General features: G+C 69.7%; 3 protein-coding genes. All 3 read right to left on the reverse strand.

Annotated features, from left to right (window positions below; all coding sequences use genetic code 11):
• Positions 1-493 (reverse strand): beta-L-arabinofuranosidase domain-containing protein (locus AB0G02_RS36300; RefSeq protein WP_360803843.1); only part of this gene is annotated, 493 nt, incomplete at its 3' end.
• Between the two features lie 11 nt (positions 494-504).
• Complete coding sequence (locus AB0G02_RS36305; protein WP_360803846.1) at positions 505-1,341, reverse strand: carbohydrate ABC transporter permease; 837 nt, start codon at positions 1,339-1,341, stop codon at positions 505-507.
• Positions 1,338-2,187, reverse strand: an 850-nt coding sequence (locus AB0G02_RS36310) for a sugar ABC transporter permease (protein ID WP_360803849.1), incomplete at its 5' end; no start/stop codon positions are given. The genes AB0G02_RS36310 and AB0G02_RS36305, both read right to left, overlap by 4 nt.

Genomic DNA, 2,187 nt, shown 5'->3' on the forward strand with positions numbered 1-2,187 from the left:
CGCCGGCCCGCGCGGCGGCGACGGCGGCCTGGAACAGGTGGCCTGCGCAGTACAGCTCGTGGCTGCGGTGCAGGTCCAGCCACCGGCGTTCGGGCTCGACGGCGGTGTAGTAGGAGTTGAGGTAGCCGTCTTCGCCCTGGGCCTTGGCCAGCAGCGCGGCGGTCGAGTCGAGGAACGCCGACAGCACGGCGTCGTCGGGGTGCCCGGCCAGGTGCCAGGCGGCGGCCTCCAGGGTCTTGTGGACGTCGGAGTCGGCGAACCACATGTTGCGGAACTCCCCGGCCTTCTCGCCGGTGACCAGGCGCAGGTTGTCCAGGGCGCCGGAGGACTCCAGCCGGTCGACGCAGTGCGGCAGCGTGCGGGAGGCGTTGCGGTGCTGCCACTGGCCGAGCAGGCTGTCCGCGGCCAACGCCACGTCGTCCAGCCCGAGGGGTCGCAGCGCGGTCTTGGCCGCCGTCGTGGGGTGGACGGGGCCGGGGTGCTGGTTGTTCATGGGTGTCCTTGTCAGCCTTTCAAAGCGCCTGAGGTGAAACCGCGCACGTAATGCCGTTGCAGCATCAGGAAGACCACGACGCACGGGATGGCGGAGGTGACGACTCCGGCTTGCAGCGCCTCGAAGTCGACCGAGCCGAGGCTGCCGGACTGCAGGTTGAACAGCGCGACGGGCAGGGTGAACTTCGAGCCGTCGGTCAAGAAGATCAGCGGTGCGACGAACTCGTTCCAGGCCGCCAGGAACGCGAACAACCCCACGGTGACGACGCCCGGCAGCACGCCGCGCAGCAGCACCCGCCACAGCGCGCCGCCGATCGTGCAGCCGTCGATCAGCGCCGCCTCCTCCAGCTCGCGCGGCAGCGCCTCGAACGAGCTGCGCATCATGAACAGCCCGAACGGGAGCTGGAACACCGCCAGCACCAGCCCCAGACCGACCAGCGAGTTCTGCAGGCCGATCCAGCCGAGCAGGATGTAGAGCGGGACCAGGATGGTGGTGTAGGGCACCATCAGGATCGCCAGCGTCACCAGGAACAGCAGGTTGTGGCCGGGGAAGGTCAGCCGGGCCAGCGCGTAGCCGCCCAGCGTCGTCGTCACGACGGTGACCGCGACGGCCACCAGCGAGACGACCACCGTGTTGAGCAGGTACGTGCCCAGCCCGCTGCCGTAGTCGGCGAGCCGCTCGTAGTTGCCGGTGCCCAGGCCCACGCCGTCGTCGGAGGCGCGGCTGCCGCTGACCGAGGAGTACAGCGTCCACAGCATCGGCAGCAGGAACAGCACCGCCAGCGCGGCGCCGGTGACGTGGAACCCGGTCGTGCGCGCGCGTGCCGTCGTGCCCTTCGTCCCCGTCATGACCGGCCTCCGCGGCGGAGCAGCAGCAGTTGGGCCCCGTTGACCACGAGCAGGACCGCCAGGATCGCGACGGACACCGCGGCGGCGCGGCCGAGGTCCTGGGACAGGAACGCCTCGCGGTAGACGTTGATGACCACGGTGGCCGTCTCGTGCCGGCCGCCGGTGAGGATGAAGAACTGGTCGAACGCCAGCAGCGAGCCCGTCACCGACAGCACCATCATCAACGCGAGCGTGGGCCGCAGCAGCGGCAACGTCACCCGCCACATCGTCTGCCACCGGGTCGCGCCGTCCGCCCGCGCCGCCTCGTAGAGCACCGGGTCGATGCTCTGCAGGCCCGTCATCAGGATCAGCATGTAGAACCCGGCGAACCGCCAGGTGATCATGCCCATGGTCGAGTAGAGGGCGTTGTCCGTCGACCCGAGCCAGTCCACCGAGCCGATCCCGAGGAACCGCACCAGGTCGTTCAGCGGTGACGCCTCGGTGTTGAACAGGCCGTAGAACAGCAGGCTGGCCGAGGCTAGGCCGACCGCGCTGGGCAGGAAGAACACCGTGCGGTAGAGCCCGACGCCCGGTCGGCTCTCCTGCACCAGCAGGGCCAGCCCGAACGCGATCAGGCCCAGCACCACCGTGGTGGCCGCTGTGTACTTCAGCGTGAACCCGATGGCCCGCAGGAACAACGGGTCGCTCAACGCGCTGTAGTTCTCCACCCCGTTGGGCGCCGAAGCGCCCAGCAGCGGCCAGTGGTTGAACGACATCCACACCATCAGCGCCAGCGGGATGACGAACAGCACGGCGACCAGCACGGCCATCGGCGTGGCGTACAGCACCCCCAGGCGGCGCCTGCTG

The sequence above is a fragment of the Actinosynnema sp. NPDC023658 genome (assembly GCF_040639995.1).
Classification (GTDB): Bacteria; Actinomycetota; Actinomycetes; order Mycobacteriales; family Pseudonocardiaceae; genus Actinosynnema.

Coding starts and splice junctions, on each gene's coding strand:
- AB0G02_RS36305 (WP_360803846.1), bottom strand. CDS start 1,341: ATGACGGGGACGAAGGGCACGACGGCACGCGCGCGCACGACCGGGTTC.